The sequence below is a fragment of the Pimelobacter sp. 30-1 genome (assembly GCF_018831735.1).
Taxonomy (GTDB): domain Bacteria; phylum Actinomycetota; class Actinomycetes; order Propionibacteriales; family Nocardioidaceae; genus Nocardioides.
The window spans coordinates 241,189-266,697 of sequence record NZ_NHTS01000004.1; the positions used below are offsets into that span (position 1 = coordinate 241,189).

The 25,509-nt window shown below is 72.4% G+C and carries 25 protein-coding genes; 9 read left to right on the forward strand and 16 right to left on the reverse strand.

Going from position 1 to position 25,509, the window contains the following annotated elements; genetic code table 11:
* The first annotated feature begins 96 nt into the window (after nt 1-96).
* A complete protein-coding gene (locus CCO04_RS10920) occupies nt 97-2,352 on the forward strand; it encodes a hypothetical protein (RefSeq protein WP_215814176.1) in 2,256 nt (751 codons plus the stop codon).
* A 34-nt stretch (nt 2,353-2,386) separates the two neighbouring features.
* A complete protein-coding gene (locus CCO04_RS10925; RefSeq protein WP_215814177.1) occupies nt 2,387-5,095 on the forward strand; it encodes an integrin alpha in 2,709 nt (902 codons plus the stop codon).
* 22 nt (nt 5,096-5,117) lie between these two features.
* On the opposite strand, the gene CCO04_RS10930 is transcribed toward CCO04_RS10925, so the two are convergent.
* Both CCO04_RS10930 and CCO04_RS10935 read right to left on the reverse strand, forming a co-directional pair.
* Nucleotides 5,118-5,780: a response regulator transcription factor gene (locus CCO04_RS10930; RefSeq protein WP_215814178.1), complete on the reverse strand. Its 663-nt coding sequence runs from the start codon at nt 5,778-5,780 to the stop codon at nt 5,118-5,120.
* On the reverse strand, nt 5,777-6,919 hold the full coding sequence (locus CCO04_RS10935) for a sensor histidine kinase (RefSeq protein WP_215814179.1): 1,143 nt from the start codon (nt 6,917-6,919) through the stop codon (nt 5,777-5,779). Before CCO04_RS10935 ends, CCO04_RS10930 begins: the two co-directional genes overlap by 4 nt.
* 109 nt (nt 6,920-7,028) lie before the next feature.
* Between CCO04_RS10935 and CCO04_RS10940 the strand changes: the two genes are divergently transcribed.
* Nucleotides 7,029-7,946: an ABC transporter ATP-binding protein gene (locus tag CCO04_RS10940; RefSeq protein WP_215814180.1), complete on the forward strand. Its 918-nt coding sequence runs from the start codon at nt 7,029-7,031 to the stop codon at nt 7,944-7,946.
* Nucleotides 7,943-8,749 (forward strand): ABC transporter permease subunit, encoded by an 807-nt coding sequence (locus tag CCO04_RS10945; protein ID WP_215814181.1) that lies wholly within the window; start codon nt 7,943-7,945, stop codon nt 8,747-8,749. Before CCO04_RS10940 ends, CCO04_RS10945 begins: the two co-directional genes overlap by 4 nt.
* Here the strand turns inward: CCO04_RS10945 and CCO04_RS10950 are convergent.
* Nucleotides 8,742-9,704, reverse strand: a complete 963-nt coding sequence (locus CCO04_RS10950; protein WP_215814182.1) for an alpha/beta fold hydrolase — start codon at nt 9,702-9,704, stop codon at nt 8,742-8,744. The genes CCO04_RS10945 and CCO04_RS10950 overlap by 8 nt on opposite strands.
* 114 nt (nt 9,705-9,818) lie before the next feature.
* Here CCO04_RS10950 and CCO04_RS10955 point away from each other — a divergent pair, with 114 nt between their 5' ends.
* Nucleotides 9,819-10,790, forward strand: coding sequence for a YafY family protein (locus CCO04_RS10955; RefSeq protein WP_215814183.1), 972 nt, complete (start codon nt 9,819-9,821; stop codon nt 10,788-10,790).
* Here the strand turns inward: CCO04_RS10955 and CCO04_RS10960 are convergent.
* Genes CCO04_RS10960 through CCO04_RS10985 form a run of 6 tightly spaced genes read right to left on the reverse strand, consistent with a single transcriptional unit; the run spans nt 10,783 to nt 17,169 of the window.
* A complete protein-coding gene (locus CCO04_RS10960; RefSeq protein WP_215814184.1) occupies nt 10,783-11,508 on the reverse strand; it encodes a 1-acyl-sn-glycerol-3-phosphate acyltransferase in 726 nt (241 codons plus the stop codon). The two genes, CCO04_RS10955 and CCO04_RS10960, sit on opposite strands and share 8 nt — an antisense overlap.
* Complete coding sequence (locus CCO04_RS10965; RefSeq protein WP_215814185.1) at nt 11,505-12,617, reverse strand: amidohydrolase family protein; 1,113 nt, start codon at nt 12,615-12,617, stop codon at nt 11,505-11,507. The genes CCO04_RS10960 and CCO04_RS10965 overlap by 4 nt, the downstream gene beginning before the upstream one ends.
* On the reverse strand, nt 12,614-13,600 hold the full coding sequence (locus CCO04_RS10970; RefSeq protein WP_215814186.1) for an amidohydrolase family protein: 987 nt from the start codon (nt 13,598-13,600) through the stop codon (nt 12,614-12,616). Before CCO04_RS10970 ends, CCO04_RS10965 begins: the two co-directional genes overlap by 4 nt.
* Nucleotides 13,601-13,613: 13 nt before the next feature.
* Nucleotides 13,614-15,275, reverse strand: a complete 1,662-nt coding sequence (locus tag CCO04_RS10975; RefSeq protein WP_215814187.1) for a bifunctional 3-(3-hydroxy-phenyl)propionate/3-hydroxycinnamic acid hydroxylase — start codon at nt 15,273-15,275, stop codon at nt 13,614-13,616.
* Nucleotides 15,272-16,309, reverse strand: coding sequence for a VOC family protein (locus CCO04_RS10980; protein WP_215814188.1), 1,038 nt, complete (start codon nt 16,307-16,309; stop codon nt 15,272-15,274). Before CCO04_RS10980 ends, CCO04_RS10975 begins: the two co-directional genes overlap by 4 nt.
* The gene (locus CCO04_RS10985) at nt 16,306-17,169 is read right to left on the reverse strand and encodes an alpha/beta fold hydrolase (RefSeq protein WP_308281175.1); all 864 of its coding nucleotides are present in this window, start codon (nt 17,167-17,169) and stop codon (nt 16,306-16,308) included. Before CCO04_RS10985 ends, CCO04_RS10980 begins: the two co-directional genes overlap by 4 nt.
* A 94-nt stretch (nt 17,170-17,263) precedes the next feature.
* Between CCO04_RS10985 and CCO04_RS10990 the strand changes: the two genes are divergently transcribed.
* The gene (locus tag CCO04_RS10990; RefSeq protein ID WP_215814189.1) at nt 17,264-17,911 is read left to right on the forward strand and encodes a TetR/AcrR family transcriptional regulator; all 648 of its coding nucleotides are present in this window, start codon (nt 17,264-17,266) and stop codon (nt 17,909-17,911) included.
* Between the two features lie 67 nt (nt 17,912-17,978).
* On the opposite strand, the gene dnaB is transcribed toward CCO04_RS10990, so the two are convergent.
* The gene (dnaB, locus tag CCO04_RS10995) at nt 17,979-19,268 is read right to left on the reverse strand and encodes a replicative DNA helicase (protein ID WP_252373128.1); all 1,290 of its coding nucleotides are present in this window, start codon (nt 19,266-19,268) and stop codon (nt 17,979-17,981) included.
* 572 nt (nt 19,269-19,840) lie between these two features.
* Here dnaB and CCO04_RS11000 point away from each other — a divergent pair.
* On the forward strand, nt 19,841-21,208 hold the full coding sequence (locus CCO04_RS11000) for an MATE family efflux transporter (protein WP_215814190.1): 1,368 nt from the start codon (nt 19,841-19,843) through the stop codon (nt 21,206-21,208).
* Entirely contained in the window at nt 21,205-21,774 is a 570-nt protein-coding gene (locus CCO04_RS11005) for a hypothetical protein (RefSeq protein WP_215814191.1), read from the forward strand. Before CCO04_RS11000 ends, CCO04_RS11005 begins: the two co-directional genes overlap by 4 nt.
* Here CCO04_RS11005 and CCO04_RS11010 read toward each other — a convergent pair.
* The 6 genes from CCO04_RS11010 to CCO04_RS11035 form a co-directional block, all read right to left on the reverse strand.
* Nucleotides 21,771-22,430: a hypothetical protein gene (locus CCO04_RS11010; RefSeq protein ID WP_215814192.1), complete on the reverse strand. Its 660-nt coding sequence runs from the start codon at nt 22,428-22,430 to the stop codon at nt 21,771-21,773. The genes CCO04_RS11005 and CCO04_RS11010 overlap by 4 nt on opposite strands.
* 94 nt (nt 22,431-22,524) lie before the next feature.
* Nucleotides 22,525-22,971 (reverse strand): 50S ribosomal protein L9, encoded by a 447-nt coding sequence (gene rplI / locus CCO04_RS11015; protein WP_215814193.1) that lies wholly within the window; start codon nt 22,969-22,971, stop codon nt 22,525-22,527.
* Nucleotides 22,972-23,001: 30 nt separating this feature from the next.
* On the reverse strand, nt 23,002-23,238 hold the full coding sequence (gene rpsR, locus CCO04_RS11020) for a 30S ribosomal protein S18 (RefSeq protein WP_036543922.1): 237 nt from the start codon (nt 23,236-23,238) through the stop codon (nt 23,002-23,004).
* Nucleotides 23,239-23,306: 68 nt separating this feature from the next.
* Nucleotides 23,307-23,873 (reverse strand): single-stranded DNA-binding protein, encoded by a 567-nt coding sequence (locus CCO04_RS11025; protein ID WP_215814194.1) that lies wholly within the window; start codon nt 23,871-23,873, stop codon nt 23,307-23,309.
* Nucleotides 23,874-24,001: 128 nt separating this feature from the next.
* Nucleotides 24,002-24,289 (reverse strand): 30S ribosomal protein S6, encoded by a 288-nt coding sequence (rpsF, locus tag CCO04_RS11030; RefSeq protein WP_056897082.1) that lies wholly within the window; start codon nt 24,287-24,289, stop codon nt 24,002-24,004.
* Between the two features lie 122 nt (nt 24,290-24,411).
* Nucleotides 24,412-24,795: a hypothetical protein gene (locus tag CCO04_RS11035; RefSeq protein ID WP_215814195.1), complete on the reverse strand. Its 384-nt coding sequence runs from the start codon at nt 24,793-24,795 to the stop codon at nt 24,412-24,414.
* Nucleotides 24,796-24,879: 84 nt separating this feature from the next.
* Between CCO04_RS11035 and CCO04_RS11040 the strand changes: the two genes are divergently transcribed.
* Nucleotides 24,880-25,509 carry a TetR/AcrR family transcriptional regulator gene (locus tag CCO04_RS11040; protein ID WP_215814196.1) on the forward strand — a complete coding sequence of 210 codons (630 nt, stop codon included), beginning with the start codon at nt 24,880-24,882 and terminating at the stop codon, nt 25,507-25,509.

The following is a 25,509-nucleotide window of genomic DNA, read 5'->3' on the forward strand; positions in this document are numbered from 1 at the left end:
GGAGTCCCCCGGATCCACGGATTGACCAAGAAAGTTAGGTTACCCTAGCCTAAGTACTCCCTCCAGGGCCCGCGCCCTGCCAACAGAAGAGAGCACATGTCGCACCTCGCGCGCCGCTGGCGGCACCGCACCCCTCGGGCTGTCCTTCTCGTCGTCCTCGCCGTGGCGCTGACCGGCCTGGCCGGTCCCGTCGAGGCCGCGGCTCCGGTCACGGTGGCGGTGACACCGGTGGTCGACGAGGGCCGGGCCGTCACGGTGACGGTCCGCTGCTCGGCCCGGTCCGCCTGCTCCGGTACGACGGCACTGTCGCTCGCGGGAGTCGGGTCCGAGCGGCTCCGCTGGAAGGTCGCCGCCAAGAAGTCCCGGACGCTGCGCTGGGTGCTGACGCCGGCGCAGTACCGGACCTTCGCGGCCCGGACCTCCGGCGCGCGCCTCACCGCCACGGTGCGGACCACCCGGCCGGGCACCGTCACCGTGACGAAGCGGGTCACGCTCCGCAAGGCGGCGGCTCCGGTCCAGGTGTCGCTGCCGACGACGGTCGACGCGAACCGTCGGGTGGGCGTGTCCGTCGCGTGCGTCGCGCGCACGACCTGCTCGGGGAGCGCCGTCCTCACGCTGGCCGGGGTGGGCACCACGCGCCTGGCCGTCGACGTCGCGGCGCAGCGGACGACGTCGTACACGTGGACGCTGACGCCGGCCCAGCACGCCGCGCTCGAGGCCGCCGAGGGCGGCCTGACCCTGACCGCCCGGGTCACCACGCTCCGGCCGCACCGGGTCACCGTCACCCGGAGCGGGACGCTCCGCACGCCGTCGGCCCAGGTCAGCACGGACCTGGAACGCGCCGAGATCGGCGCGGACCACCTCCTGACCGTGCCGCTGACCTGTGCCAGCGCGACGGGTTGCGCCGGCACGCTCACCCTCCTGGCCAGCGGGACGCCCAAGATCACCGCGGGCTACACGCTGAGCCGTGGTCCCGGCTCGGTGACGTTCGAGGTGCCGCACGCGGTGGCGATGAACCTCACCACGGCGTGGGACACCGGCTTCGCGCTGCTCGTCTCCGAGTCGGCCCCGCACCCGTTCCGCACCACCCGGCCGCTCGCCCTGCGGCTGAGCGAGCGGGCGCTCTCGGTCGCCTACGCCCAGCGCAACTGGGTGCCGAACTCCCAGGGTGGCGACTACGACACCTGCCCGGCGACGCTGCACGCGTCGTACGAGACGGTCGGCCCGGACGGCAAGGTCTACCCGACCTGGCACCCCGCGCGCGTCGTCGACCCGGCCACCGGCCAGCTCTGCACCTTCGGCCACGAGCACGGCGCGGACCCGACGACGTCGGACATCTACGGCTGGGTCGCCGACTGGTACGCACCCGCCGACCTGCGCCCGAGCGAGCCGCGGGGTCTGCCGTTCGGCTACGTCAGCGAGCAGCTCGACCACTGGATCATGCACGGCGGCGAGGGCCACTCGATGCGCCACGAGGACAACGCCGGCCACAAGGTCTTCGTCGCCAACAACGTCAAGATGATCGACGCGGACAAGAACTGGCTCTACCTGCCGGGTACGACGACGAAGGTCGAGTGCGACTACCTGATCAAGGCCCACCAGGGCTCCTGGTCCGCGGACGCCACCGCCAACAACGCCCACGAGCTGCTCTTCGCGGTCAAGTGCAACGACGGCACCGCGATGATCACCTCCACCCTCGGCAAGTTCGGCAACTCCAACGAGCTCAACCCGAACTGCGATCCCACCCAGACGGTCGCGACCGTGGGCTCGACGCTGCCCCCCGGCCAGGGCGGACGGCGGCTGATCCCCACGGCCGCGTGCATCGAGGCCTGGGCCACCGGCAGCAACGCCCAGGAGTGGGCCCTCTACGAGGTGTGGGAGGGGCACAACACCATCACCACCTCGGACGGCGCGCAGCTGGCCTCGTTCGACCCGTGGTTCGGCGTGCGCGACCCCAGTCGCTACTACGACCCGGCGAAGAGCACCGCGACCGCCAACGGCATCTCCCGCCCGATCGACCTCGCGTGGCGTACGACCTCCCCGGCCACCACCTTCCCGTGGAGCGAGGCGATCACGGCCGGCGCCCACGACTGGGTCTCGCCGGACTCGCCGTTCAACGGTGCCAAGCGCGACTTCTACCTCAACCAGCTCCAGCTCACCGATCCCGGTACGCCGGGCGACGTCGTCTTCACCACGCCGTACGGCGACCAGGCCTCGGCCACGCGGTTCGAGGGATCGATCCCGCAGTACGTCCACCCCGGCGGTGTGCTCGGCACCGTCCGGCTCGCCACCCAGAAGTTCGACACGAACGCGGACTGGGGCAAGAACAACGGCGTCCACGCGCCGAACTGACCGAGCCCCCCGAACCCCGAAAGAGCACACACCGATGAAGCAATCTGCCAAGGCGGCGCTGGTCGCCGTCGCCGCGCTGGGCGTCACCACGCTCGGCCCGCTCGGCCCGCTGGGCGCCGGCCCGGCCTCCGCCGACCCCGAGGTCGCGCCGACCGGACCGGTCGTCACCGAGACCCGCTGGACCTCCGAGTCCGGGGGCAACCTCGGCTACGCGTCCTCGCGCACGTCCTGCGACGTCAACGGCGACGAGTACGCCGACACCGTCTCCGGCGACTGGTTCTGGGACAAGTCGCCCAACAGCAACGTGGGCGCGGCGTACGTCCTGCTCGGCAAGGCAGACCCGGCCGGCGGCCCGGCCGGCAGCGGTGCCGACGCGGGCATCGTCCGGATCGACGGCCCGACCGGCGCCAACAACACCTTCGCCGGGATGAGCGTCTCCTGCCTCGGCGACATCAACGGCGACGGCCTCGACGACATCGCGATCGGCTCCAACCGCGTGCAGAAGGTCTGGGTCGTGCTCGGCGCGGAGGACTTCACCTCCGTCGACCTCGGCAGCCTCGGCACCCGGGGCTTCCTGGTGACCAGCAGCGTCGCGGCCGCGCAGAACACGGCGAACCCGGTCGTCAGCCGCAACTTCGGCTACTGGGTCTCCGGCCTGGGCGACGTCAACCACGACGGGTTCAACGACTTCGCCGTCACCGACAACCTCTACGACGGTCCGAGCGCCGACAACATCGGCCGCGTCTACGTGATCTCCGGCTCCGACTCGGTCGCCGACGTGGACATCGACACGCCGACCGGCGGCACCCGGGTGGTCGCCACCATCGACGGCTTCGACACCGGCGGCCAGATCCTGTCCGCCGAGGACGCGGGGGACGTCAACGGCGACGGCATCGACGACTTCGCCGCCGGCTCCTACACCGCCACGCCGTGGGGCCCGAGCCCGACCGCCGTGGGCGCGGCCTTCGTCGTCTTCGGCTCGGCGCAGCCGCTGACCGTACGGGCCTCGGCGCTCGGCGAGCACGGCTTCACCATCCGCGGGCCGATCCGCGGCGGCGACCGCCTCGGCGTCTCGATCGCCAAGCTCGGCGACGTCAACGGCGACGGCAAGGACGACCTCCTCCTCGGCGCGGACAACGGCAGCGGCGCCGCCGTCGTCCTCGGCTCCGCCTCCACCGGGACCGTCTACACCCGGCCCGGCGCCGCGGACGCCGCCGTGTACGCCTGCGCCGGCAGCACCTCCCCCGCCGGCGACGGAGCCTGCGCGGACGCCGCGGCCCCGGTCGAGCGCGGCTACTGGGTCAACGGCCCGGCCGGCACCAACTTCGGCTGGGCCACGGCCGGCGTGCCCGACATCGACGGCGACGCGGTCCCCGAGCTGCTGATCGGTGCCTACAACGCCGACTTCAACGCGCTGACGAACTCCGGCTCCGCCTATGTCGTCTACGGCAAGGCCCAGGGCCACGGCACCTACGACGCCACCGCGATCACGCCGCAGGGCACCGCCGACGGCTTCCGGGTCGACGGCTACGCCGCCAACGCCAAGCTCGGCCGCTCGGTCGGCAGTGCCGGCGACTTCGACGGCAACGGCCGCCCGGACCTCCTCGTCGGCGCTCAGGGTGCGACCAGCAACCCGCTCAGCTACGCCTCGGTGTTCCTGCTCGGCGGCGCGGAGCTGGCGACGTCGACCCCGACCATCGACGACCCGACGCCGACGTACGGGCAGACGCTGAGCGTGGCCGCGGGTACCTGGACCGACGGCGCCGCCCTCGGCTACCAGTGGAAGCAGGACGGCACCGCCATCCCCGGCGCCACCGGCACCACCCTGACCTTGACCGACCCCGACCTCGTCGGCGCGCGGATCAGTGTCGAGGTGACCGGCACCAAGACCTGGTACGACGACGCCGTGGTCGAGTCCGCCGCCACCGCCGCGGTCGCCGGCGCCACCCTCGCCACGAGCGTGCCCGTCGTCGACGACACGACGCCGTCCTTCGGCCAGACCCTCACGGCCGACCCGGGGACGTGGACCGCGGGCGCCGACCTGGCCTTCCAGTGGCTGGTGGACGGCGCAGCCGTGACCGGACGCACGACGAGCACCTTCACCGTCGACGACGCGGCCTGGATCGGTCACCGGGTGGCGGTGCGCGTCTCCGGCTCCCTGCCCGGCTACGACGATGCCGCCGAGACCAGCGAGCCGACCACCGCGGTGGCAGCGGCGAGCCTGACCGGGCCCGCACCCACGGTCGGGGGCAGCAAGAAGGTGGGCACCACGGTGAGCGCCGTCCCGGGCGCCTGGCCGGCCGGCACGTCCCTCACCTACGCCTGGTACGACGGCGCCACGCGCCTCTCGACCGCGCCCAGCTACCGCCTGCCCGCGGCCACCTACCACCGGACGCTCACCTTGAAGGTGACCGGCACCAAGGTCGGCCACGCCCCGGTGACGACCACGACGACCTTCACCGTCGCGGCCGGCACCCTGACCAGCCCGGCCCCGGCCATCACCGGCACCGCCCGGGTCGGCCGCAAGCTGACCGCCACCACGAAGGGCTGGACTCCCGGGACACGCTTCACCTACCAGTGGTTCGCCGACGGAGTGAAGATCAAGGGCGCGACCGGACGCAAGCTCACGCTGACCTCCGCCCAGGCCCGCAAGCGCGTCGTCGTCAAGGTGACCGGCCGGCTCACCGGCTACGTCACGGTCACGGCCAAGGCCTCGGCCCGCACGAAGCGGGTGGCTCGCTGACGGACCGGGTCCCGGCGCGCGCTCAGCCGCGGGTCGGGACCCGGCCGGTCTCGTAGGCCCACATCGCGACCTCGACCCGGTTCCGGACGCCGAGCTTGGTCAGCAGGCTCGCGACATGGGTCTTGGCGGTCGTGAGGCTGATGAACAGCTCCCCGGCGATCTCGGCGTTGGTCCGCCCGACGGCGACCAGCCGGAGCACCTCCTCCTCGCGCTGGGTCAGCCGCTCCACCGGTGGCGTACGGCGCCGGGCCGGGGCCGCTGCCGCGACGGTCTCCAGCAGCCGCCGGGTGACGTTGGGCGCGATCAGCGCGTCGCCGGCGGCCGCGGCGTGGACGGCCTGCACCAGCAGCTCGGGGCCGGCGTCCTTGAGGAGGAAGCCCCGGGCGCCGGCCCGGAGCGCGCCGTGCACGTACTCGTCCAGGTCGAAGGTCGTGATCACCACGACGGCGATCGGGTCCGCGACGTCCCGTCCGGCGAGGACCTCGGTCACCTCGATGCCGTCCAGCCCGGGCATCCGGATGTCGACCAGGCAGACGTCGGGCCGGAGTCGCTGGGCCAGCGCGACGGCGGTGGTGCCGTCGGCAGCCTGGCCGACGACCTCGATGTCGGGCTGGTCGTCGAGGATCATCGCGAGGCCGGTGCGGACCAGGTCCTGGTCGTCGGCCACCAGCACGCGGATCGTCATCGTGGCACCTCCATCGGCAGCTCGGCGTCGACCGCCCACCCACCCCCGGGCAGCGGGCCGGCGCGCAGCGTACCGCCGAGCAGGTGTGCGCGCTCGGTCATCCCCAGCAGCCCGAAGCCGTGGCTGGCCGACCGCGCCGGATCGGCCTGGCCGTCGTCGGTGACGCGCAAGCGCAGGCTCCCGGCGCCCTCGACGACCCTGATCTGCACCCGGGACGCGTTGCGGGCGTGCCGCAGCGCGTTGGTCAGCGCCTCCTGCGCGATCCGGTAGCCGGCCGCGTCGACCTGGGGCCCGATCCCGGCCAGGTCGCCGGCGAGCTCGACGTCGACGACCGGGACCGGTTCGCGGCGGGCCAGCGACACCAGGTCGGCGACGCCGGGCTGGGGCGCGTAGTCCGCGGGCGCTCCGTCGCGCAGCACCCGGACCATCGCCCGCATCTCCGCGAGGGTCCGCGAGGCCTCTCCCTCGATGGCGACAAGTGCCTCCACCGCCGCCTCGGGTCGCCTCCGGGCCAGCGTCCGGCCGGTCTGCGCCTGCACCGCGATCGCCGAGACGTGGTGGGCGACCGAGTCGTGCAGCTCGCGGGCGAGACCGACCCGCTCCTGGCTGCGGACCTGGTCGAACGCCCGGCGCCGGCTCTCCGCGCGGTAGCGGAACGCCGCGCCGCCCGCCACCGCCGCCGCCAGGACAGCGAGTCCGCCGAAGAGCTCGGCCGGACCGGTGTAGTCGCTCACCGCGCTGAACCCCGCCACCACTGCGACCACGACCAGCCCGATCGCGATCTGACGCCCCGATCCCCAACGGACCAGGGCATAGACGAGCACCAGGACGTACACCATCGTGGCCAGGCCCACCCCCGAGAGCCCGGCCAGCTGGGCCGCCACGCCCAGGGCCAGGCCGGTACCGAGGCCCACTACGACGCAGACCAACGGGTGGGTACGCCGCCACAGCAGCACCGGCGCCAACGCGACCGCCACGATCGTCACGAGCGGGCGCCAGGTGACGTCCTCGACGAAGGTCCCCTCGAGCAGCGCCACCACCATCACCACGCCGACCAGCACCCGGTCGCGCCGCGCCGGCGGGGGCGGGTCCGCGGCGGGAGGCTCGTCCCAGAGCGAGCGCAGGGCGGTCGTGATCATCCGCCCAGCCTAGGGATCGCCGCGGGGTCGGGGATCGGCCGAAAGAACGAGGAAGGTCCGGCCTCGATGCCGATGTGACGCCCGGCCGGTCACGGCGAGGCTTCCGGTCATGATCACCGTCGACCACCTGACCAAGAGGTATCGCGGCGCCACCGCCGTGGACGACATCTCGTTCACCGCCCGCCCGGGCCGCGTGACGGGCTTCCTCGGCCCCAACGGAGCCGGCAAGTCCACCACCATGCGGATCATGGTCGGGCTGAGCCCCGCGACCTCCGGTCACGTGGAGGTCCTCGGCGGCCGGTACGCCGACCTGCCGAACCCGGGCCGCGAGATCGGCGTCCTGCTCGACGCCTCCGCCCAGCACGCCGGCCGGACCGGCCGCGAGGTGCTCACGATCGCGGCCCGCACGATGGGCCTACCGGCCGACCGGGTGCCCGCGATGCTGCGCCGGGTGTCGCTGACGGAGCGGGAGGGCGACGGCCGGATCCGCAACTACTCCCTCGGCATGCGCCAGCGCCTCGGCATCGCGACCGCCCTCCTCGGCGACCCCGCCGTCCTGGTCCTCGACGAGCCCGCCAACGGACTCGACCCGGCCGGCATCCGCTGGATGCGCGACCTGCTGCGCGACTTCGCCGACCAGGGCGGCACCGTGCTGCTCTCCTCGCACCTCCTGCACGAGATCGAGGTCATCGCCGACGACCTGGTCGTCATCGGCAACGGCCGGATCGTCGCGCAGGGCACCAAGCAAGAGCTCCTGTCGACCGCCGGGACCGTCGTCGCGTCCGCGGACGACGCCCGCCTCGCCGCCGCCCTCGCGGACGCCGGCATCGACGCCTCCCCCTCGGCCGGAGGCGCGCTCCACACCCCCGCCGACCCGCACCGCGTCGGCCAGGTCGCCCTCGCGGCCGGCATCGCCCTGACCGAGCTGCGCGCCGCGGACAGCGCCGGCCTGGAGGAGATGTTCCTCGAGCTCACCGCGGACTCCCAGCGCGAGAGCACCGTTCCCGAAGGAGGGGCAGCAGCATGACCACCCAGACCACCTCACCCACCGTGACCACCACCCGGCGCGCCGTACCCCCGCCGATCCCGACCCACCGGATCGTCGCCGTCGAGCTGCGCAAGATGTTCGACACCCGCTCCGGCTTCTGGCTGCTCATCAGCATCGGCGTCCTGTCGGTCGTCGCGACCGTGGCCGCGATCGTCTTCGCCCCCGACAGCACGCTCACCTACGAGACCTTCTCCCGCGCCCTCGGCTTCCCGATGACGCTGATCCTGCCCATGATCGCGATCCTCGCCGTCACCAGCGAGTGGAGCCAGCGCAGCGGCCTGACCACGTTCACGCTCGTCCCCAGCCGCGGCCGCGTCATCGGCGCCAAGGCCCTCGCCGCCACCCTCGTCGGGATCGTCTCCATGCTCGTGGCGCTCACCATCGGTGCCGTCGGCAACGTGGTCGGCTCCGCCCTCGCCGGCGTCGACACCGTGTGGAACGTCAGCCCGTCGTACGCCGCCCAGATCGTCCTGGGCAACCTGATGGGGATGGCCATCGGCTTCACCCTCGGCGTGACGCTGCGCAGCTCCGCGGCCGCGATCGTCGGCTACTTCGTGCTGTCGTTCGTGCTCTCCGGCATCCTCCTGCTGCTGGCCCAGGTGCGCGAGGGCTTCACCGACCTCCAGCCCTGGCTCGACTGGAACCAGTCGCAGGTCGTCCTGTTCGAGGGCGGGACCTCGTCGGCGCAGGAGTGGGCCCAGCTCGGGGCGACGACGACGTTGTGGATCGTCGTACCGCTGGTGGTGGGGCTGGTGCTGGTGCGGCGGTCCGAGGTCAAGTAGCCGGCGACGTCTCGACGACCTCGTGCCTCCGGAGCCAGTCGAGGATCAGGCGGGTGGTCTCGTCCGGCAGCTCCTGCTGGATCCAGTGGCCGCAGTCCAGGTCCGCGACCTCGACGCGGGGGACGAACGCTTCGAGGTTCGGTGCCCTCATGACCGTGTCTCGTGCGCCGTAGATCATCAGCGCCTCCTGGCGGACGATCGGGTCGACGTCCGCCATCAGCTCCCAGTTGCGGTCCACGTTGCGATACCAGTTCACGCTGGAGGTGAAGCCCGATGCCTCGAAGGCGTCGACGAACACCGCCAGCTCGCCGTCGCTCATCACCGGCTCGCCGCGCGGCGTCTCGGCGTGGGCGAGGTGGATGAACGCCATGCCCGGCTCCGGCTCGGCCGGGGGCTCGTTCTTGCGGTAGAGGTTGCGCAGGAACCGTGCGGCGTGGGCGTCGAACACGGCGTCGGCCACCCCCGGCTGCCGGTTGAAGTGGACGAAGTAGGAGTCGCTGCCCACGACCGCCTCGATGAACGCGAGCGGCGGGACGTCGCCGCGCTCCAGGTAGGGCACGCTGAGCGCGATCACCTTGCTCACCCGGGTGGGATGCAGCACGGCGGTGCTCCACACGACGTTCGCGCCCCAGTCGTGACCGACGAACGTCGCGTCGTCGTAGCCGAAGTGATCCAGGAGACCGACGAGGTCGCCCGCGAGGTGCACGATGTCGTAGTCGGTGACCTCGGCCGGTCGGGACGAGCCGCCGTAGCCACGCTGGTTGGGCGCGATGACGTGGTAGCCGGCGGCCGCGAGCGCACCCATCTGGTGGCGCCACGAGAAGGCCAGCTCCGGCCAGCCGTGGCACAGGACGAGGGGCTTGCCGGCGTTCTCCCGGCCCATCTCGAAGACCTCGAGCTCGATGCCGTTGACGGCGACCATGCTCGGTCGGGGGAAGGCGTCGGGGTGTGACATGGGGTGTTCCTCTCAGTGACGGACGGGTGCCGATGCGCGCTAGGGCGATCGGTCGAGTGACCGTAGAAGCAATCGCGGACAGGAGCTGTCCGCGATGACGGGCAGACTCGGCACATGTCGGCTGACCCCACCGGGCGCGCGCTCGCGCTGCTCTCGCTGCTCCAGACCCACCGGTTCTGGCGCAGCACGGAGCTCGCCGAGCGCCTCGACGTGACCGAGCGGACGGTGCGCCGCGACATCGACCGGCTCCGGGAGCTCGGCTACCCCGTCGCCGCCACCTCGGGCAGGTACGGCGGCTATCGCCTCGAAGCCGGAGCGCACCTGCCGCCGCTGGTCGTCGACGACGACGAGGCCGTCGCCCTCGCGGTGGGCCTTCGCTACGCCGCGGTCGCCGCCATCGACGGCATGGAGGAGACGGCGCTGCGCGCCTTCACCAAGATCGAGAACCTGCTGCCGCACCGGCTTCGCCGACGCGTGGCGGCTCTCCACTCCACAGTGACGTCGGTGCCGCCCACCGGCTGGAACCTGGTCGACCCGGAGTCACTCAGCCTGCTCGCGGCGGCGTGCCGCGACCACGAGATCGCCCGCTTCGACTACCGCGCCGGCGAGGGCAGTGCCACGCGACGCCAGGTCGAGCCGCACCGGCTCGTGACCGCCGGCCGCCGGTGGTACCTGCTCGCGTGGGACCGGGACCGCGACGACTGGCGCACCTTCCGGCTCGACCGACTCACCTCCCCCAGGGCGACCGGGGTCCGCTTCACCCCCCGCGAGGTCCCCGGCGGCGACCCGGCGGCGTACGTCGCCCGCGCCACCGGCTCGGTCCCCCGCGACCGGGTCGCGACCCTCGCCCTGGGCGCGGGGCCCGACGACCTGCGGGAGGTGCTCCGCTGGGTGGACCACGTGGTGGTCGAGACCACGACGGGAGCCACGATCGTCCGGATCCGGGGCGAGGACGTCGGGCGGCTGGCCATGACGGTCGCCCGGATCGCCTTCACCACCCCCGTCGAGGTGGTGGAACCTGACGACCTCAGGCACGCCGTCGAGCGGCTCGGCAGCCACCTGGCGCGTCGTACCGGCGTCAGGTGAGCTCGTCGAGCGCGGCCTGCATGGTCTGCTCGATCCGCGCGGCGAAGGCGGCGGCCGCCTCGTCCGGCTGTGCCGTCAGGTCGGGCAGCACCCGGGTGCGCAGGGTCACCGGGACGGGGAGGTAGGGCAGGAAGCCGGCGACCCCGAGGTTGAGTCCCCACGGGAAGGTCACCGAGACCGGCAGGGCCTTGAGCCGCAGGAGCCGGTCGAGTCGCAGTCGCTGCGCGATGGCCTGGCCGTCGCTGAGCACGAGCAGCGTGTCACCGGCCCCGGCGGTGACCACCGGCACCACCGGGACGGCCTGCTCGATCGCCATCCGCGCGAAGCCGACCCGCCCGCCGAAGACGATCCGGTCCTTGTCGCGGCGGCTCTTGAAGGCATCCACGTCCCCACCCGGGAAGACCAGCACGTGCCGGCCGTCCGCCAGCGCCTCGCGAGCCGCCGTACGGCTGGCGGGACGGCACCCCAGCCGCTCGAGCGCCGGCCCGAGGCCGACCGTCCAGGCGACCTGGTGCACCAGCGTCGTCACCGGGCGGTCGAGCGCGAGGTCGTCGAGCGCGGCCAGGGTCGCGAGCACGTTGAGGTCGAAGAGGCTGCCGAACCCGTGGTGGGCGACGAACAGGACCGGACCGCCCGGGACCTCGGCGGGCAGCTCCACCTCCAGGCGGTGGTAGCGGCGTACGGCCGCGACGGCCAGCGCCCGCGCGCTCTCGATCACGGCGCCGCCAGGCGCGATCTCAGCCTCGGGAGCTGGGCGAGCGCATTGGTGCGCAGGACCTTCGGCAGCTCGGTGCTGTCGAACGATCGCGGGAGCTGGGGTGCGGGATCGCCGGGGATGGTGAAGACCTCCGCGGAGAACGGCCAGTCGGTCGCGAACATGATGTGGGACACCGGGGCCACCTCCTTCACGGCCATCATCGCCGACGGCGCCGGCGACAGTGCGGTGTCGTAGAAGAGCCGCCCGTAGTCGAGGTTCTGCTCGTCGAGCAGAACCACGCCGAGGTTCTGCATGATCGGCGTGACGTACTGCAGCAGCGAGGTCCGGTAGGCCAGGAACGGCAGGGTCCCCCCGGCGTGGGCGAGCAGCCAGCGCACGAACGGGTAGGTCGTGAAGGTCCGGTGGTAGCTCAGGTTGACCGCGGCGCGGGTGGTGTCGAAGGGGTACTCGAACAGGAACGCCGGCAGGCCGAGGTCCGGCATCACCGGGGTGACCGGGTGCACGAAGACCATGGCGCCGAGCTGGTTGAGCGTGGCCATCAACGGCTTGAGGCGCGGATCGCCGAGGTAGACGCCGTCGTACTGGCTGAAGAGGCCGACGCCGTCGAAGCCGAGCACCTTGATCGCCCGGGTCGCCTCGGCGCGGGCATTGGCCAGGTCGGCCGGATCGTCGATGTCGCCGAGGGGGAGGACGGCGAACCCGCCGAACCTCTTCGCGAGGGTGCCGCTGCCCTTGATCAGGGTCTCGTAGGTGTAGTCGTTGATCTGGCGGGCCATCGCGTTGCGCTCGGCGGCGGTCGGCAGGTAGGTGACTCCGGGCTCGGAGATGGAGACGACCTGGGCGGCGATGCCGAAGCTGTTCATGAAGGTCACGGCCCGCTGCGGGGACCAGGCGGGCAGCTTCTTCCCCCCGGCCTCGGTGATGCCGTGCTCGGCCAGGGAGGCCCGGTAGAAGTCCGGGAGGTGGTGGCAGTGCACGTCGATCCGGGTCCGCCGCGGCGGCACGAGGGGTACGGCGGACGCAGGCTCGGGCAGCCCGGCACCGAGAGCGGCGACGGGGCCCGTGGCAGCTGCTCCGAGGATCCTGCGGCGACTGATCGGTGCGGTCATGGGGCGGTCCTTCCGGCGAGACGGGGGAACAGGGCCAGGGCGTTGGTGCGGTCGATGGCGGCGCGCTGGTGGGACTTCAGGGCGACGTCCTCGTACTCCTGGCGCAGGAAGCGCACCGCAGGGGCCGGAGCGAACGGGTAGTCGCTGCCGTAGAGGACGTGGGTCGGGTCGGCGAAGGAGAGCAGGCTGGGCAGGGCGTGCGGAGCCGAGGACAGCGCCACGTCGAAGTAGAAGCGGCGCAGCACGTCGAGACGGCGCTCGCGCTCCCGCTTGCGCAGGACCATCGCCTTGGCCTGCGCCGCCCTCGGCTCCTCGCGGATCATCGTGAGCAGGACGCGGTGGGCGATGTAGGGCAGGAACCCGCCCGCGTGCGCGAGGATCCAGCGGATGCCGTCGTACTTCTCGAGCGCGCCGGACAGGACCAGCCCGGTGGCCGCCCGGACCGTGTCGAGCAGGAAGTCGGCCGTGAACGACGGGATGCCCGGCGCCGGGTCCGCCGGGAGCTCGCCGGGGTGCAGGAACACGACCGCGCGACGCTCGTGCAGGTAGGCCAGGAGCGGCTCGATGCCCTGCTCGTAGGGGTAGCACCCGGCCGTGTTGCTCAGCAGCACGATGCCGTCGGCACCCAGGGTGTCGAGGGCGTACGCGGCCTCGGCGATCGAGCCGGCCAGGTCGGGGACCGTCAGGGTGGCGAAGAAGCCGAACCGGCGCGGGTGGTCCCGCACGACGCCGGCGGCGTACTCGTTGACCTCCCGCGCGAGGCGGCGCGCGTGGTCGTCGTCCCCGAACCACGCGCCCGGCGTGGACAGCGACAGGATGCTGGTCGCGATGCCGTTGCGGTCCATCAGGCGCAGGGCGCGCTCCGGTGTCCACGCCGGCACGTCCACGCCACCCGGCCGGATCCCCTTCTCCTTCAGGAAGGCGGCATAGGCCCGCGGTACGACGTGGTGGTGGACGTCGATCCGGGCCGGGCTCCTGCCCATCAGCGCGGGCCCATCAGAGGAGACCCAGCTGGTCGACCAGCGCCCGGGTGAGGGACGCCGGGTCGCCCTGCGCGGTCCCGAACACGAACTTGTCCGGGCGCAGCACCACGACCGCCCCCTCGCGCACGCCGTGGCGACGCAGCCAGCGCACGAAGTCGCCCGAGGTGTCCTCGAGGTCCACCAGGCCGGCCCGCCGGCGGCCGTCGCCCACGGCGCCCTGCGGCCGGGTCCCGAAGGGATAGATCGTGGCGTACGACGGCGCCACCCGGGCCCACGTGGCGAGGTCCGCGCCGAGCACCTCCCGCGGATCCACGCCGACGCCGATCACGGACCAGCCGATGCCGAGGGCGTCGTCGAGCCGGACCGGCCGGCCGTCGTACCGGCGGACGAGGGGCTGGGGCGACAGGGTGCCCTCGACGCCACGCACGCCGCGGGGCAGGCCGAGGTAGGAGCCCCGCCGGTAGCGGGGCTTGGGCTTCATCCCGGCGCGGCGCAACCAGCCGCCGACACCGGGCGTGCGCAGCGCGGTCCAGAGCGCGACGTCGCGGGCTCGCGCCGTGGCCGGGTTCTTGACCGACACCAGGGACTTGTTGAACACCGAGAGATCGATCATCGCCTTGGCGTGCGGGCGGCGCTCGGACTCGTAGGAGTCGAGGATCGCCGGGTCGGCGCCGTGGCGCAGGATCGCCTCCAGCTTCCAGGACAGGTTGTCGGAGTCGCGGACGCCGGCGTTCATGCCCTGACCGATGAACTGGGGGGTCATGTGCGCGGCGTCGCCGGCGAGCAGCACCCGGCCCTCACGCCACCGGTCGGCGACGACGGCATTGAAGGTGTAGACGAGCTGGCGGATCACGACGACCTCGTCGGGGTCGACGTACCGGGTCATCAGGCGGCGGACGGTCGCGTCGGACTCGAACTCGTCCTTGTCGTCCTCGTCCTTGAGCGCGAACTCGAAGCGGTGGTGACCACCGGGCTGGGGGCAGCTGACCGTCGGCAGGTCGGGGTCGCAGACGAAGTCGAAGTACGGCAGGTGCCGGAAGGCGTCCACGCCGTCCTTGGCCTCGAGGTCGATCACCAGCCACCGCTCGGGATAGCTCTTGCCGGTCATGTCGATGCCGAGCGAGGTGCGCACGACGCTGCGGCCGCCGTCGGCACCGACCAGGAAGGAGGCCCGGACCGACGCGGTGGCCTCGTCGACGACCGCTTCGCGCCGGCCGTAGCCGGAGCCGGTCGAGCCGGCGTGCACGACGGTCACGCCGTCGTCGTCCTGGGCGAACGACACGACCTCGCGGCCGCGGCGGACCTCGACGTGCGGGTAGCGGGCGAGCAGCTCCTCGAGCCGGTTCTCCAGGTAGGGCTGGTACAGGAAGTTGGTGACCGGCCAGGACAGCGGGCGCTGCGACTCGCGGAACTGCACGAGCAGGGACCCGTCGGCGCGGACCCACTGCACCGCGCTGTCGACGTTCATGTCGGCGTGGATCTCGTCGGCGACACCGGCGGTCTGGAAGACCCGGAGCGCCTCGTCGTCGGTGTAGACCGCCCGCGCCATGCCGTAGAACTCGGGCTCGCGCTCGAGGACCAGGACGCTGAGGCCCCGGCGACCGAGCAGGGTGGCCAGGGTCAGGCCGGTCGGGCCGAGGCCGACCACGACGACGTCGTACTGGTTCGTGCTCATGCGGACGCTCCGGACAGCTGCGGGACGGTGATCTCGGGACGGCGGGCGTTGAGCGCCGCTTGGCGCAGCTGCCCGAGCCGGTCGAGCAGGCCGGCGTGGACCGGCTGGTGGCCCCAGGTGCTGATGCCCTCGTACGTCGCGACCTGCCAGGCCCGCTCGAGCTCGGGCGTCAGGACGACCGGGTTCCAGCCGACCTCCAGCTCGAAGCCGGAGGGCGTCACGCAGTAGAAGGACAGCTCCTTGTCGTTGGTGTGCTGCCCGACCGACCACGCCATCCGGAACCCCAGGTCGCGCACGCGCTGGTAGGCGCTGAGCATGTCCTCCAGCGTCGCGGCCTGGATGTTGACGTGCTGGGCACGGGTGCGGATCGGGTCCACGGGCAGGCCGCGGACGTTGGCGACCGCGATCGAGTGGTGCCGCTCGTTGACGCGCAGGAAGCGGATCTTGAGGGTGAGGCCGCCGACGTTCTCGTCGATGTAGTCCGTGAGCCGGGAGTCGAGGAGGGCGTCGTAGTAGCGGTGGATGCCGAGCGGGTCGCGCGAGGTGATCGCCACGTGGCCCATCCCCGCCTCGCCCGTGACGAAGCCCGAGCTGATCATCCGCAGCGGGGCATCCGTCGTCAGCGGGCGGGTGAAGATCTCCTGCACGATGCCCTTCGGGCCGGGGAAGCGCCACACCTGCTCGACGCCGCGACGGCGGGCCTCGTCCGCCGTACCTTCGGCGATCGGGACGCCGCGCTCGACCAACCGGGCGAGGATGCGCTCGAAGGTCGCGTGGTCGTCGACCTGCCAGCCGATGGCCATCAGGTCCTCGGCCGGGCCACGGCGGACGAGGAAGCGGCACCGGTGGTGGTCGAGCCGGAAGCGGAGAGTGTCGGCGTCGAGCTCGTCGACGTGCAGGCCGATCGCGTCGGCACCGAAGCGGTGCCACGCGGTCAGCCGCTGGGACTCCACCACGAGGTAGCCGAGGTGGACCGCGCCGAAGACACTGGCGGCGAGGGTGCCCGTGAACGGGCGCTCCAGCACGCTCGTCATCGCTCCCCCTCCAGGAAGGCGACCGCGGTGGTGTTGAAGAGCTCGGCGCGCTCCCACTGGGCCCAGTGCCCGGTGCGCGCCAGGGACAGCAGGTCGCACCGGCGCATCGTGCGCGCCAGGACCGGGCCGCCGGAGGGACGGTTGACCTTGTCGTCCTGCCCCCAGACCACCAGCGTCGGCACCTCGCACCGGCTCAGCCGCCGGTCGCGGGTCAGGTCCATCCGCCACAGCGTCCGGGGCGCGCCCGGACCGGACGGGCGCCGCAGCGGAGGAGACGCCACGACGTCGGGCTGGATGCTGGCCTCGTAGCGCAGGTCGATCAGCTCGTCGGGCACCGCACCCGCGTCGTGCACGAGGTAGTCCCGGATGAAGGTGGCCACCTTGTCCCGCGAGGGCCCGTCGCCGCCGTAGTAGCTCAGCAGGTGGTTGAGCCCCTTCGTGGGCAGGGCGCGCGTGGTCCCGATCCCGCCGGGACCCATCAGGATCATCCGGTCCACCCGGTCGGGGCGGTCCAGCGCCAGGCGGAGGGCGGCCGCGCCGCCGTACGAGTTGCCGACGAGGTGGGCGCGGTCGATGTCGAGGGCGTCGAGCAGGCCGCGCACCGCGAGGGCGAGGTCGCCGAACGGGTCCGACTGGTCGAGATCCTTCGACGAGCGCCCGTAGCCCGGCAGGTCCGGCACGATCACCCGGAAGTGCTCGGCCAACGCGTTGATGTTGCGCGCGTAGTTCGACGTACCGGTGGCGCCGGGGCCGCCGCCGTGCAGCAGCACGACCGGGCGCCCCGCACCCGCCTCGGTCACGAACAGGCTGCGCCGGCCGACCGGAACCATCCGCTCTTCTCGCGTCCTCACGGTGCTCACGCGGACCTCCTCGGAGTAGTGATGATGAAATCATCAGTTCTGCGAATATGATCTGTCAAGCACTTCTGATGAAGTCATCAGATAGGGTGACGACGTGAACACCGAGGCCACCGCGGAGCGCGGCCCGACCCGACTCGACCGCCGCAAGGAGCGCACCCGCGCGGCACTCGTGCAGGCCGGCTGCGCCTTCCTCGCCGAGGGCCGGACGGCGGTGAGCATCCAGCAGATCACCGACGCCGCCGACGTCGGCTTCGGGAGCTTCTACAACCACTTCGACAGCAAGGAAGCGCTGTTCGAGGCCGCCGTGCAGTCCGTGATGGACGTCTACGTCGCCTTCCGCGACCAGGCCGTGGCCGGGTACGACGACCCCGCCGAGGTCTTCGCCGTCAGCTTCCGCATGACGGGGCGCCTCCAGCGCCAGATCCCCGAGCTGGTGCGGGTGATGCTCAACGAGGGCACCCGCGTCCTCGTCCAGGACCAGGGCCTGGCCCCCCGCGCCCTCCACGACATCGAGGTCGCGGTCGCCGCCGGTCGCTTCGACATCGAGTCGCCGCGCCTGGGCCTGATGGCCGCCGGCGGAGCACTGCTCGGCCTCCTGCAGCTGCTCGACGCCGACCCCGACCTCGACGCGGGCGAGGTCTCGGACCTGATGACCGCACGGGTCCTGCGCGGGTTCGGCATGGCCAAGGCCGAGGCCGACGAGCTCTGCTCACGGCCGCTCCCGGCCCAGCCCGAGCTGTAGCCGCGGCACCGCGGGCTCCCCGCTGAGGAGACCGCGTCCGGCCGCACCGCCCGAGCCCGCGGCGGGGTCAGTGCGCCATGTCGACGAACCGGCTGTAGTGACCCTGGAAGGCCACGACGATGTCGCGGGTGGCGCCGTTACGGTGCTTGGCGACGATCAGGTCGGCCTCGCCGGGGCGGGTCGACTCCTTCTCGTAGACGTCGTCGCGGTGGAGCAGGACGACCATGTCGGCGTCCTGCTCGATGGAGCCGGACTCGCGCAGGTCGCTGACGGCGGGGCGCTTGTCGGCGCGCTGCTCGGGGCCACGGTTGAGCTGGGAGAGCGCGATGACGGGGATCTCGAGCTCCTTGGCGATCAGCTTGATCTGGCGGGAGAACTCGGAGACCTCGAGCTGGCGGGACTCGACCTTCTTGCCCGAGCTCATCAGCTGAAGGTAGTCGATGACCATGAGCTTGAGGTCGTGCTTCTGCTTGAGCCGGCGGGCCTTGGCGCGGATCTCGGTCATCGTCATGTTGGGCGAGTCGTCGATGAACATCGGCGCGGCCGAGACCTTGGCGACGTGGCGGGCGAGACGGTCCCACTCCTCGGGGGACATCTTGCCGTTGCGGATGTGGTTGAGCGGGATGCGGGCCTCGGCGGAGAGCAGGCGCATCACGATCTCGCCGCGCGTCATCTCCAGGCTGAAGAAGCAGGCGGTCAGGTTGTTGTGGATGGCGGCCGCGCGGCAGAAGTCGAGCGCGAGGGTGGACTTGCCCATGGCGGGACGGGCCGCGACGACGATCATCTGGCCGGCGTGGAAGCCGTTGGTGAGCTCGTCGAAGTCCGCGAACCCGGTCGGTACGCCGTAGATGCCGGACTCACGGTTCTCCATCGCCTCGATCTCGTCGAGGACGCCGTCCATGATGTCGGACAGCGGGGCGTAGTCCTCGGACTTGTTGCGGTCGGTGACCTTGTAGATCTCGGACTGGGCCTCGTTGACGATGCCCTCGACCTCGCCCTCGCCGGCGTAGCTGATCTGGACGATCTTGGTGCCCGCGTTGACGAGGCGCCGCAGGATCGCCTTCTCGTAGACGATCTCGGCGTAGAAGCCGGCGTTGGCGGCGATGGGGACGTTGGCCGCCAGCGTGTGCAGGTACGGCGCCCCGCCGATCTTCTGCAGCTCGCCGCGCCGCTGGAGCTCGCCCGCGACGGTCACCATGTCGGCCGGCTCACCGCGGCTGTAGAGGTCGAGGATCGCCTCGTGGATCGACTCGTGCGCGGGGCGGTAGTAGTCGGTGCCGCGGATGACCTCGACGACGTCGGCGATCGCGTCCTTGGAGATCAGCATCGCGCCCAGCACGGACTGCTCGGCGGCCAGGTCCTGCGGCGGGGTGCGCCCGCCCGAGGGCGCCTCACCCGGGGCGTACGACGCCGGGCCGTCGCCCCAGTCCTGGGGTGGCTCCGCGGTCCAGGACGGCGCGTCGTCCGTGAGGCTCACGGTCTGGTCCCCCTCGTGGTCGGCCGGCGTGGTTCGGTCGGTGCCCACCTTGCCCAGGGGGTCCGACACAATGGCGAGTGCCGGTCCCGCCGCCGTGCGCCGATGGCTCCGAACCGGCAACCTACGGCCCGCGGACGGCCCGGCGAAAGCGGGCTATGCACAAGGGTTGGGGATAACTCGCGGCCGACCGTGGACGACACGCGGAAACGGTGTGCACGGGCTGGGGAGGAACTTGTGGAGAGGCGGGGTGTGCGGCTGTTGAAACAGCGTCTGACCTGCGAAAACGCTGTTGCACACCTGTGGACGGCGAAAAACAGCGGTGTGATCCCGTTCACCTTTCAGCCATCTCGGCGTTGCAGGGGGTCCGCCCTCCGGCCCCGACCGGCGCCTACCTCAGCAGCCCGGTTTCCACAAGTTGGCCCTAGTTATCCACCGGCGCCCGCGGGACACCCGTGAGCACCCCCACCCGGACGCCGTCCGCACGGCGCGCGCTCGACCGCGAGATCGCCCGGTTGGCGGTCCCCGCCTTCCTCGCACTGGTCGCCGAACCGCTCTTCCTGCTCGGCGACGCGGCGGTCGTCGGCCACCTCGGCACCCCAGAGCTGGCCGGGCTCGGCATCGCGGGGACGATCGTGATGACGGTCGTCGGGCTCTGCATCTTCCTCGCCTACGGCACCACCGCCGGGGTCGCCCGCCAGCTCGGCGCCGGCCACCGTACGGCGGCCCTGGCCCAAGGTCTCGACGGCCTCTGGCTGGCCGCGGCGATCGGCGTCCCGGTCACGCTGGCCACGGTGCTGCTCGCCGATCCGCTGGTCGCCCTGTTCGGCGCCTCCCCCGACGTCGCCGACCCCGCCACGACGTACCTGCGGGTCGCCGCGGTGGGCCTGACCCCGCTGCTGCTCATCCTGGCCGGCACCGGGGTGCTGCGCGGCCTCCAGGACACCCGCACGCCGCTCGTCGTGGCCGTCGCCGGCAACCTGGCCAACCTGGTCCTCAACGTGCTGCTCGTCTTCGGCGCCGGCCCGGTCCCGCGGATGGGCATCGCCGGCTCCGCGCTCGGCTCGGTGCTCGCCCAGAGCGGCATGGCGCTCGCGCTCACCCTGGTCGTGGTGCGGGCCGCGCGCCGCGAGGGGGCGACCCTGCGCCCGCACCTGCCGGGGGTGCGGGCGGCGGCGCGGGCCGGCGTACCGCTCATCATCCGCACGCTGACCCTGCGCGCGTCCCTGCTCGTCACCACCTACGCGGTCGTGCTCACCGCGACCGACACGTCCAGCAGCGCGATCCCGATCGCGACCCACCAGCTCGCGATGACGCTGTGGGGCTTCCTCGCCTACGTCCTCGACGCGATCGCCATCGCCGCCCAGGCGATCACCGGGCGTCACCTCGGCGCCGGGGACGTCGCCGCCACCCGGGCGGTCACCCGGCGGATGCTGTGGTGGGGCGTGGTCGGCGGCATCGTCACCGGCGTCCTGCTCGCTGTGGCGAGCCCCTGGCTGGGCGCGCTGTTCACTCCCGACCAGGGCGTGCGCGACGCGCTCGTCCCGGTCCTCCTGGTCGCCGCGGCAGCGCAGCCCGTGGCCGGGATCGTGTTCGTCCTCGACGGCGTCCTCATCGGCGCCGGCGACGGCCGCTACCTGGCGTACGCCGGCGTGCTCGTCCTGGCCGGATACGCTCCGCTCGTGCTGCTGACGAGTGCGCTGGGCGGGGGCCTGCCCTGGCTGTGGGTCGTGTTCGCCGTGCTCTTCATGGGCGGGCGGATGATCACCCTCGTGCACCGCGCCGCCGGCGACCGCTGGCTGGTCACCGGAGCCGCCGCGTGAAGCCGCTCCAGGCGGTCGCGCTCGGCCTCGTGCTGCTCGCGCTCGGGCCGACCGACCCCCAGCCCGGCGTCTTCGACCCCCTGCCCGACCCGCTCGGCTGGATGCTGGTGCTGATCGGGCTGCACGGGATGGCCGCCGCGCTCGACGTACGACGGCTCCCGGTGCTGCGCTTCCTCGGCATCCTGGCGCTGGGCGTCTCCATCGCGCTCGTCGTCCCCGCCGCCGCCCGCTGGGTCGAGACCGACCCGTCGCTGGGCTGGGCCGCGGACGTGCCGCGGTTCGCCTTCTTCGCGCTGCTGTGCCACCAGCTCAGCCAGGCCGCGCTGCGGGCGCGCAGCACCGGCGGGGCGAGCTCGTTCAGCATGGCCACGCTGGCGCTGCTGTTCGTGCTGGCCGCACCGCCGCTGGCGTTCGGCGCCGGGTGGACGGACGTCGGACCGGCCGGCGAGGTGGCCGCGCAGGTCACCCAGATCGCGCTGGTCGTGCTCTGCTTCGTCTTCGCCGGCCGTACCTGGGCCGGGGCGCCGGTCGAGCCGGACCCCGACCCGAACCCGGCCGAGGCCTAGCCCTGCAGGTCGGCCAGGATCCGCTCGGCGAACGCGATCGAGTCGTTGCGCGGGTCGCCCTGGTAGTCGACGCCGTCCTCGTAGTCCAGCTCCACGTCCAGCAGGACGCCGGCCGTGCACGCGCGCAGCGTCGCCTCGAGCGGCGGCGCGTCGCTGACCTTCCACCAGCCGTCGGTGGCCCCGGCGATGTCATCGGCCGGGTCGACGATCGCGCCGGTCTCGGCGGGCTGGGGGCAGCCGAAGGCGCCCTTGGTGAAGTCGCCCGGGCCGGTCACCTTGACCGTGATCTCGACCAGGTCCTTGGCCTCGAAGGAGCAGTCGTTGCTCTTCCAGGCCCGGCCGCCCTCGCGCGTGGTGTCGGTACCGGCCTCGGCCGGGCCGACGGTGACGCCGAAGTTCTTGGCCACCGACTCGGAGGTCGCGAGGTCGCAGGCCGCCGGCAGGGTCGCGGCCGGCGGGGCCGAGGAGGGAGCGGAGGTCACCGTCGTGGGCGTCGCGCTCGGGGTGGTCGCGCTGGGGGTGGTCGGCGCGTCGCTCGTCGGCGTGGTCGGGGACGACGTCGCGTCGGCGTCGGGGGCCTCGTCGCCGTCACCGCAGGCGGCGAGCACCGGCGCGAGCAGCAGGAGGGCGGCGGGCAGCGTCCGTCGTACATGCATGGGGGTGAACTCCTGGGTCGGGGAAGGTGGAGCACCCTGAAAATAGCCGCGTGGCCGGCCCCGAAGGGACCGGCCACGCGGGTGAAGCCTGGAATCAGGCAGGGATCACGTTGAGCGCGACCGCCGCCGAGACCTCGTCGTGCAGCTTGACCGACACGGCGTGGTTGCCCAGCGCCTTGATCGGGTTGCCGAGGACGATGGTCCGCTTGTCGATCGCCTCGCCGGCCGCCTCGCCGAGCGCCGCCGCGATGTCGGCAGCGGTGACCGCGCCGAACAGACGGCCGCCCTGGCCCGCCTTCACCTTGACGTCGACCGGGCTGCCCTCGAGCTTGGCCTTGATCTCGGCCGCGTGGGCCTCGTCGCGGACCGCGCGCGCGGAGCGGGCGGCCTTGATCGAGTCGGCCTGCGCCTGGGCGCCGCGCGTCCAGCGGATCGCGAAGCCACGGGGGATGAGGTAGTTGCGGCCGTAGCCGTCCTTGACCTCCACCACGTCACCAGCGGCGCCGAGGTTCTCGACCTCCTGGGTCAGGATGATCTTCATGAGTTCAGTCTCCTTCTCTACCGAACCGGATCAGCGGCCGCTGGAGGTGTAGGGCAGCAGCGCGACCTCGCGGGCGTTCTTCACCGCGATGGCGATGTCACGCTGGTGCTGGACGCAGTTGCCGGTCACCCGACGGGCGCGGATCTTGCCGCGGTCGGAGATGAACTTCTTCAGAAGGGCGGTGTCCTTGTAGTCGACACCGGTGGCCTTCTCCTTGCAGAACTGGCAAACCTTCTTCTTCGGCTTGCGGACGACTGCCTTCGCCATTGTGGTGCTCCTCCTCAGAGCCCGGCCGCGTCAGTCAACGACGGCCGGAATGGTTGGTGTGTTGTTGCTCAGAACGGGGGCTCGTCGTTGGACGAGACGCCCGGCGCGGCCCACGGGTCGTTGGCCGGAGCGCCGCCCCCGTAGTTGGATCCGCCACCCTGGTTGCCGCCGCCACCGCCGGCCGGAGCGCCCCACGGGTCGGCCGCGGGAGCACCGCCACCACCCTGGGGAGCGCCGCCGCCGTAGCCACCACCGCCGCCGGCCCCACCGCGCGCCGCGCGGTTGACCTTGGCCGTGGCGTACCGCAGCGCGGGGCCGACCTCTTCGACGTCGATCTCCATGGCGGTGCGCTTCTCGCCCTCGCGGGTCTCGTACTGCCGCGACTTCAGCCGGCCGGTCACGATCACGCGCATCCCCTTGGTGAGGGACTCGGCGACGTTCTCGGCGTACTGCCGCCAGACCGCGCAGGAGAGGAACAGCGCGTCGCCGTCCTTCCACTCGTTGGTCTGCCGGTCGAAGGTGCGCGGCGTCGACGCGATCCGGAAGTTCGCCACGGCCGCACCCGACGGGGTGAAGCGCAGCTCCGGGTCGTCGACGAGGTTCCCGACGACGGTGATGACGGTCTCGCCTGCCATGGTGATCTCCTGGTGAGGGTGGGAACGAACGGCCTAGCCCGGGTCAGCCCCGGACGACGGCCCCCATCGTGTCCTGGACCACCGACTTCGGGAAGCGGCAATCCACAGGCACGGATCCTTCGGGTACCTCAGACGGTGGGTCGCAGGACCTTCGTCCGCAGCACGGACTCGTTGAGGGTCAGCTGACGGTCGAGCTCGTCGACGGTCGCCGGAGCGGCGGTCAGCTTGATGATCGCGTAGATGCCTTCGGCGTTCTTCTTGATCTCGTACGCCAGGCGACGCTTGCCCCACACGTCGACGTTGTCGACGGTGCCGCCGTCATTGCGGACGACGTTCAGGTACTTGTCGAGCGACGGCTGAACCGTCCGCTCGTCGAGGCTCGGGTCGAGGATGACCACGACTTCGTAGTTGCGCAAAGCGGTCTCCACCTCCTCTGGACTCAGGCGGCCGCGGACTTTCCGTGGCAGGAGGGCTCTGCTTCTCCGGACGGTTCGGCCCGTCCGGAAGTACGGCGCCGTGCGGCACCGGACAGGAGAGGTTAACAGCGCGCGGCGGAGGCGGCCGAATCGCGGCGCCGCCACACCAGCGGCACCACGACCAGGCGCCCGAACGCGGTCGCCGACCCAAGGACCAGCGCGAGGCCGAGCGCCTCTGGGTACGGGCCGACCAGCACGATCGCGGAGACCGCCCCGGCCAGCCCGGCAGCAGCGACGTGCGCCGCCTGGGACCGAACCCCACGGCAGCCGAAGTGGACCAGCAGGATGCCCACGACAGCGAAGGGAACCGAGCAGACCGACGCGTACACCGCGACGAGGAGCGTCATCCCGAGCCCGCCCGCGAGCGTGCCGAGGGCGGCCGAGAAGGCGAGCACGCTCGCCACCCAGGCAAGCAGGTAACCCCCGGCACCCGGTGTGTTCGGCACGGCGTTCCCCTTCCGGCGGTCTTGAGCGTTCGCTCAAACCTGCCACGGATTGAGCGAACGCTCAAGACCAGGCAGGATCACCCCATGAGCGCCCCCACCCGCGACAAGCTGCTCGACGCGACCCTGCGCGTGGTCACCGACCAGGGGATCGCGAAGGCCTCGGCCCGCACGATCGCGACGGAGGCGGGGGTCAACCAGGCGCTGGTCTTCTACCACTTCGGGTCGGTCGACGAGCTGCTCGCGGCGGCGTGCGCGCACGGTGCCGCGCAGCGGGTGGCGGCGCACCGGGAGACGCTGCGGGGGATCAGCGGGTTCGGTGATCTGGTGACGGCGGCGCGGGCGATCCACCGGGCCGAGCGGGAGGCGGGCAATGTGGCGCTGCTGGGGCAGCTGCTCGCGGGGACGTCGTCGCACCCGGCGCTCGCGGGGCCGACCCGGGAGGGTCTGGACCTGTGGGTGGTCGAGGTCGAGGCGGTGCTGCGCCGGCTGACCGAGGCGACGGTGCTGGCCGACGTGGTCGACGTACCGGGGCTGGCGCGGGCGATCAGTGCGTCCTTCGTCGGCCTGGGCCTGTACGACGGCGTCGACGCCCCGGGCACCGAGCAGGCCTTCGGGGCGCTGGAGCAGCTCGCCGCCGTCCTCTCCCTGGTCGAGGACCTCAGCCCCCTCGAACGCGCAGCGGTCCGGCGCAGGCTGCGCCGGACCGCTCGCTGA